The following is a 7,750-nucleotide window of genomic DNA, read 5'->3' on the forward strand; positions in this document are numbered from 1 at the left end:
TAACTGCTCCCGAACCTCGCCAGGCAATTCAATCGCAAAGAACAGCCTTTTTGGCTCAGACATGATGGATACTCGGTTATGAATTAACGCGATGCTACAATGCAGCGCGAAGAATGTTAACCCTCTGGAGTCATTTGTGACGTCGTTGCCCGTTGCCGCCGTAGTGCCTGAACTACTTACCGCCCTTGATGCCTCGTCGCAGGTTTTGCTGACGGCGCCGACCGGTGCCGGGAAATCAACCTGGCTGCCGTTGCGACTCCTTGAACATCGCGGTATCAAGGGACGGATTATTTTGCTGGAGCCGCGGCGTCTGGCAGCACGCAATGTGGCGCAGCGGTTGGCGGAATTGCTGAATGAAAAGCCTGGCGAGACCGTGGGGTATCGCATGCGTGCGCAAAGCTGCGTAGGGCCGCAGACCCGCCTTGAGGTGGTGACGGAGGGGGTTCTGACGCGCATGATCCAGCGCGACCCCGAATTGACGGGCGTTGGGCTGATCATCCTCGACGAATTTCACGAGCGGAGTTTGCAGGCCGACCTGGCGCTGGCGCTGTTGCTGGATGTGCAGCAAGGGCTGCGTGACGATCTGAAACTGTTGATCATGTCTGCCACTTTGGACAACGGGCGTTTGCAGCAGATGTTGCCTGATGCGCCGACGATCGTTTCTGAAGGCCGCGCTTTTCCCGTTGATCGACGATATCAGCCGTTGGCGGCGCATCTGCGTTTTGCTGAAGCGGTAGCGATAGCGACGGCAGAACTCCTGCGCCATGAAAGCGGGTCGCTGCTGCTGTTTTTACCGGGTGTAGGGGAAATCCAGCGCGTGCAGGAGCAACTGGCAACGCGTGTGGGCAGCGATGTGTTGTTGTGCCCACTGTACGGCGCGCTGACGCTTGCCGAACAGCGTCAGGCGATTTTGCCCGCGCCGCAAGGCAAGCGCAAAGTGGTGCTGGCGACCAATATTGCCGAAACCAGCTTAACGATCGAAGGCATCCGGCTGGTGGTGGACTGCGCCCAGGAGCGCGTGGCGCGCTATGATGCGCGTACCGGTTTAACGCGACTGATTACCCAACGCATAAGCCAGGCCTCGATGACCCAGCGAGCGGGACGCGCGGGCCGTCTGGAACCCGGTATCTGCCTCCATTTGCTTGCCAAAGAGCAGGCGGAAAGAGCGGCGGCACAGGGAGAACCGGAGATTTTACAGAGCGACCTGTCCGGACTGCTGATGGAGTTGCTGCAATGGGGATGCACCGACCCTGAGCAACTGAACTGGCTGGATACCCCGCCCGCCATCAACCTGCAGGCGGCAAAACGGCTGCTGCAGATGCTGGGGGCGCTTGAGGGTGACAGGCTCAGCGCCACGGGGCAGAAAATGGCGACGTTGGGTAACGACCCCCGTTTAGCGGCTATGTTGGTTAGCGCCAACAATGACAATGAAGCGGCAACGGCGGTAAAACTGGCTGCGATTCTGGAAGAGCCGCCGCGCGGTGGCAGTACCGATCTGGCTGTAGCGTTTTCACGAAATCAGCCCGCCTGGCAGCAGCGCAGCCAACAATTACTGAAACGGCTTAACGTTCGCAGCGGACAGCCGGACAGTGCGCTGCTCCCCTCATTACTGGCGCAGGCGTTTGCCGATCGGATCGCGCGTCGGCGCGGGCAGGAAGGGCGCTATCAACTGGCGAATGGCATGGGGGCAATGCTGGATGCCGATGACGCCTCCGGACGCCATGAATGGCTGATTGCGCCGCTGTTACTGCAGGGCAGCGCTTCGCCGGATGCGCGTATTCTGCTGGCTCTGCCGCTGGATATTGAGGTACTGATACAGGCATGCCCTGAACTGCTACAACAATCTGACACCATCGAATGGGATGAAACTCAGGGAACGTTAAAAGCATTGCGTCGGTCGCGCATTGGCCAGCTAACGGTAAAAGTACAGGCGCTGGCCAAACCCTCGGAAGAGGAGTTGCATCTGGCGATGTTGAACGGCATTCGCGATAAAGGGCTAAGTGTGCTCAACTGGACGCCGGAAGCTGAGCAGTTTCGCCTGCGTCTGCAATGTGCGGCAAACTGGTTGCCAGACTATAACTGGCCTGCGGTAGATGAGGATTCTCTGCTGGCGACGCTGGAGAGCTGGCTGCTGCCGCACATGAGCGGTGTGCACTCGTTACGTGCGTTAAAAGCGCTAAATGTGGGTCAGGCGTTGCGCGGTTTGCTGGATTGGTCAATGCTGCAACGTCTGGATAGTGAACTGCCAGCGCATTACACTGTGCCGACGGGAAGCCGGATTGCCATTCGCTATCATGAGGATAACCCTCCGGTATTGGCGGTTCGGATGCAGGAAATGTTTGGTGAAGCGAAGACCCCAACCATCGCCGAGGGGCGCGTGCCGCTGGTGCTGGAACTGCTGTCTCCGGCCCAACGACCGTTGCAGGTAACGAGCGATTTGAGCGCGTTCTGGCAGGGATCGTACCGTGAGGTGCAAAAAGAGATGAAAGGGCGCTATCCCAAACATGTCTGGCCGGACGATCCGGCGAATACCGCGCCAACGCGGCGAACAAAGAAGTATTCGTAATGAAACTGTAGGCCGGATAAAGCGAAGCCGTCATCCGGTATAAACACGGCAGTAAATTGAGAGATTTCTTCTTCTGTTAACTGACGGAAGAACAGAAAATCGGGCCCTTGCGCCTGAATGTTGCGGAGAAAAAGCATGGCGGGGAATGACCGCGAGCCAATTGGACGTAAAGGGAAACCCTCGCGTCCGGTGAAACAAAAGGTGAGCCGTCGTCAACTCAGAGATGAAGAGTATGACGACGATTATGATGATGATGACTATGAGGATGAAGAACCGATGCCGCGTAAGGGTAAAGGCAAAGGGCGTAAGCCTCGTGGTAAACGCGGCTGGTTCTGGCTGCTGGTAAAACTGTCGATTGTTTTTTTGGTGCTGATCGCCATTTACGGCGTTTATCTGGACCAAAAAATTCGCAGCCGTATAGATGGTAAAGTCTGGCAGCTTCCTGCGGCAGTATATGGCCGTATGGTTAACCTTGAGCCAGAAATGCCGATCGGCAAGAACGAGATGGTGAAACTGCTGGAGGCTACGCAGTATCGTCAGGTGACGAAGATGACGCGCCCTGGCGAATTCACCGTGCAGGCGAAAAGCATCGAGATGATCCGTCGTCCGTTTGATTTTCCGGACAGTAAAGAAGGGCAGGTGCGCGCGCGTCTGACCTTTGATGGCGACCATCTGGATACCATCGAGAATATGGATAACAACCGCCAGTTCGGTTTCTTCCGTCTCGATCCGCGGCTGATTACCATGCTCTCTTCGCCTAACGGTGAGCAGCGCCTGTTTGTCCCGCGCAGTGGATTCCCGGATCTGCTGGTGGACACGCTGCTAGCGACCGAAGATCGTCACTTCTATGAGCATGACGGTATCAGCCTCTATTCCATTGGCCGTGCGGTGCTGGCGAACCTGACGGCGGGGCGCACGGTACAAGGGGCCAGTACGCTGACCCAGCAACTGGTGAAAAACCTGTTCCTGTCCAGCGAACGTTCCTATTGGCGTAAAGCCAACGAAGCCTATATGGCGCTGATCATGGATGCGCGTTACAGCAAAGACCGCATTCTTGAGCTGTACATGAACGAAGTCTATCTCGGTCAAAGCGGTGACAATGAGATCCGCGGCTTCCCGCTGGCGAGCCTTTACTACTTTGGCCGTCCGGTGGAAGAGCTGAGCCTCGACCAGCAGGCGCTGCTGGTAGGGATGGTTAAAGGAGCGTCAATCTATAACCCGTGGCGTAACCCGAAGCTGGCACTGGAGCGTCGTAACCTGGTGCTGCGTTTACTACAACAGCAGCAGATTATCGACCAGGATCTGTATGACATGCTGAGCGCGCGTCCGTTAGGCGTACAGCCGCGTGGTGGGGTGATCTCACCGCAGCCCGCCTTTATGCAGATGGTGCGCCAGGAGCTACAGGCTAAGCTGGGCGATAAAGTTAAAGATCTCTCCGGCGTGAAGATTTTCACCACCTTTGATTCCGTGGCGCAGGATGCTGCAGAAAAAGCGGCGGTGGAAGGTATTCCGGTGCTGAAGAAACAACGTAAGCTGAGCGATCTGGAAACCGCGATTGTGGTGGTCGACCGCTTCAGCGGCGAAGTGCGTGCCATGGTCGGGGGGGCAGAACCGCAGTTCGCTGGTTATAACCGTGCGATGCAGGCACGTCGTTCGATTGGTTCTTTGGCTAAACCAGCGACCTATCTGACCGCGCTCAGCCAGCCGAAGCTGTATCGTCTGAATACCTGGATTGCCGATGCCCCGATTGCGCTGCGTCAGCCTAACGGGCAGGTGTGGTCGCCGCAGAACGATGACCGTCGCTATAGCGAAAGCGGAAAAGTGATGCTGGTGGATGCGTTAACGCGCTCAATGAACGTGCCAACGGTAAATCTGGGGATGGCGCTGGGCCTGCCTGCCGTCACCGATACCTGGCTGAAGCTGGGCGCGCCGAAAGATCAGCTTAACCCGGTTCCAGCCATGCTGCTGGGGGCGTTGAACCTGACGCCGATCGAAGTGGCGCAGGCGTTCCAGACTATCGCCAGCGGCGGGAACCGTGCGCCGCTGTCGGCGCTGCGTTCGGTGATTGCCGAAGATGGTACGGTGCTGTATCAGAGCTTCCCGCAGGCCGAGCGTGCCGTTCCGGCGCAGGCGGCGTATATGACGCTGTGGACCATGCAGCAGGTGGTTCAGCGTGGTACGGGGCGTCAGCTTGGCGCGAAATATCCTGGGCTTCATCTGGCAGGGAAAACCGGGACCACTAACAACAACGTGGATACCTGGTTTGCCGGGATCGACGGCAGCCAGGTAACCATCACCTGGGTGGGCCGTGATAACAACCAGCCAACCAAGCTGTACGGTGCCAGCGGTGCGATGTCGATTTATCAGCGTTATCTTGCCAACCAGACGCCAACACCGTTGGTGCTGACGCCGCCGGAAGATGTGGTGGATATGGGCGTGGACTACGACGGTAACTTCGTTTGTAGCGGGGGGATGCGTACGCTTCCGGTATGGACTACCGATCCTGATTCGCTGTGTCAGCAAGGTGAAATGATGCAACAGCCGACCGGGAATCCGTTCGATCAGTCAACGCCGCAGCAGCAGCCTCAACAGCAGCAGCAACAACCGGCGCAGCAGGAGAAGAAAGATAGCGACGGTGTCGCTGGCTGGATAAAGGATATGTTCGGCAGTAACTGATATTGCTCAAAACCCGCTTCGGCGGGTTTTTCTTCTTTGGTCCATTCTCAGGGCCGAATAACATTCCAGCCTAATTTATTAACCCTTTCTTTTCATCTGGTTATTTCTTAACCCCTCAGTTTTAGTAGGGACGCGTATTGCTTGCTATCTCGCCAGAGTTTCGAATATTATGCTGCCGTTATAATAATAATTCTCGTTTACGTTATCATTCACTTTCATCAGAGAAATACCAATGGCGCGTCTTAAAACTGCTCAGCCAAGTTCATCGCTGCGTAAAATCGCAGTAGTGGTAGCCACAGCGGTTAGCGGCATGTCTGTCTATGCACAGGCGGCGGTTGACCCGAAAGAAGAAACCATCACCGTAACTGCTGCACCTGCCGCACAAGAAAGCGCATGGGGGCCAGCGGCAACCATCGCCGCACGACAGTCTGCTACGGCGACCAAAACCGACACCCCGATTCAAAAAGTTCCTCAGTCTATTTCAGTGGTCACCGCCGAAGAGATGGCGTTGCATCAGCCGAAATCAGTTAAAGAGGCGCTCAGCTACACGCCTGGCGTAGCCGTAGGTACCCGCGGCGCGTCTAACACCTATGACTACCTGATTATTCGCGGATTTGCCGCCGACGGCCAAAGTCAGAATAACTATCTGAATGGCCTGAAGATGCAGGGTAACTTCTACAACGATGCGGTAATCGACCCGTATATGCTGGAACGCGCTGAAGTGATGCGCGGTCCGGTTTCCGTTCTTTACGGAAAGAGTAACCCTGGCGGCTTGTTGAACATGGTCAGCAAACGCCCGACCACAGAGCCATTAAAAGAAATTCAGTTCAAGATGGGCACTGACAGCCTGTTCCAGACCGGTTTTGACTTCAGCGATGCGCTGGATGACGATGGTGTGTACTCATACCGCCTGACCGGCCTGGCGCGTTCCGCGAATGCGCAGCAGCAGGGCGCGGAAGAACAACGCTACGCCATCGCGCCATCTTTCACATGGCGTCCGGATGATAAAACGAACTTCACCTTCCTCTCCTACTTCCAGAACGAGCCGGAAACTGGCTATTACGGCTGGTTGCCGAAAGAGGGGACGGTGACTGAGCTGCCGAACGGCAAGCGTCTGCCTACCGATTTCAACGAAGGTGCGAACAACAATACCTACTCTCGTAACGAGAAGATGGTGGGCTACAGCTTCGACCACGAATTTAACGACACCTTTACCGTGCGTCAGAACCTGCGTTACGCGCAAAACAAGGTTTCGCAGAACAGCGTGTATGGCTACGGTATGTGCTCTGATCCGCTCTATACAAAGGATCCGGTTAACAGTCCTTGCGCCAGCGTTCCTCAGTCCGAGTGGGCTCACACGCTGACTCGTCAGTATGTTGACGATAATGAAAAATTGCAGAACTTCGCTGTTGATACCCAGTTGCAGAGCAAATTCGCCACAGGTTCCCTGGATCACACATTGCTGACCGGCGTTGACTATATGCGGATGCGTAACGATATCAACTCCTGGTTTGGTTGGGCTGGTTCGGTAGCGCCTTCAGATATTTATAACCTTGATCGCAGCGACTTTGATTTTGGGGCACATACTGGACCGGGTGCTCCCTACCGTGTTCTGAATAAACAGGAACAAACGGGCCTGTACGCTCAGGATCAGATGCAGTGGGATAAGGTGCTGGTCACTCTGGGTGGTCGTTACGACTGGGCTAAGCAGGACTCACTGAACCGTGTTTCTGGCGTGCTGGATTCCCGTGATGACAGACAGTTCACCTGGCGTGGCGGTGTTAACTACCTGTTCGACAACGGTGTGACTCCGTATTTCAGCTACAGCGAATCGTTTGAACCTAGTTCTCAGGTCGGGGAAAGCGGTAATATCTTTACTCCATCTAAAGGTAAGCAGTACGAAGCGGGCGTGAAGTATGTGCCGAGCGATCGTCCGATCGTGATCACCGGTGCTGTTTACCAGTTGACCAAAACCAACAACCTGATGGCCGACCCGAACGGATCATTCTGGTCAGTTGAAGGCGGTGAAATTCGCTCACGTGGTGTGGAAATTGAAGCGAAAGCGGCGCTGTCAGCCAGCGTTAACGTGGTCGGTTCTTATACCTATACCGATGCGGAATACACCACTGACACCAACTACAAAGGTAACACGCCTGCTCAGGTGCCAAAACATATGGCATCACTGTGGGGGGATTACACCCTTTATGACGGCGCGCTTTCCGGGCTGACGTTGGGTACGGGTGTTCGTTATACTGGCTCCAGCTATGGCGATCCGGCAAACTCCTTCAAAGTGGGAAGCTATACGCTGGTGGATGCGTTAGTACGTTACGATCTGGCGCGCGTCGGCATGGCGGGTTCCAACGTGGCGCTGCATGTGAACAACCTGTTTGACCGTGAGTACGTCGCCAGCTGCTTCAATACCTATGGCTGCTTCTGGGGCGCAGAACGTCAGGTCGTTGCAACCGCAACCTTCCGTTTCTAATTTCTTTTTGGGCACGCTTTGCGTGC

The 7,750-nt window shown here is 55.8% G+C and carries 3 protein-coding genes and 1 pseudogene; 3 read left to right on the plus strand and 1 reads right to left on the minus strand.

From position 1 onward, the window contains the following. A pseudogene (locus FDW87_RS22110) lies at positions 1 to 63 on the minus strand (RNA 2',3'-cyclic phosphodiesterase); the annotation flags it as partial. Positions 64 to 136: 73 nt separating this feature from the next. On the opposite strand from FDW87_RS22110, the gene hrpB reads away from it, so the two are divergent. The 3 genes from hrpB (at position 137) to fhuA (ending at position 7,724) form a co-directional block, all read left to right on the plus strand. After that, complete coding sequence (gene hrpB, locus FDW87_RS08200; protein WP_170975101.1) at positions 137 to 2,566, plus strand: ATP-dependent helicase HrpB; 2,430 nt, start codon at positions 137 to 139, stop codon at positions 2,564 to 2,566. 135 nt (positions 2,567 to 2,701) lie between these two features. Next, positions 2,702 to 5,242, plus strand: a complete 2,541-nt coding sequence (mrcB, locus tag FDW87_RS08205) for a bifunctional glycosyl transferase/transpeptidase (protein ID WP_016151745.1) — start codon at positions 2,702 to 2,704, stop codon at positions 5,240 to 5,242. A 232-nt stretch (positions 5,243 to 5,474) separates the two neighbouring features. After that, a complete protein-coding gene (fhuA, locus tag FDW87_RS08210; RefSeq protein WP_137379621.1) occupies positions 5,475 to 7,724 on the plus strand; it encodes a ferrichrome porin FhuA in 2,250 nt (749 codons plus the stop codon). The last annotated feature ends 26 nt before the right edge of the window (positions 7,725 to 7,750 follow it).

This window comes from Citrobacter sp. wls826, assembly GCF_005281245.1.
GTDB lineage: Bacteria > Pseudomonadota > Gammaproteobacteria > Enterobacterales > Enterobacteriaceae > Citrobacter > Citrobacter braakii.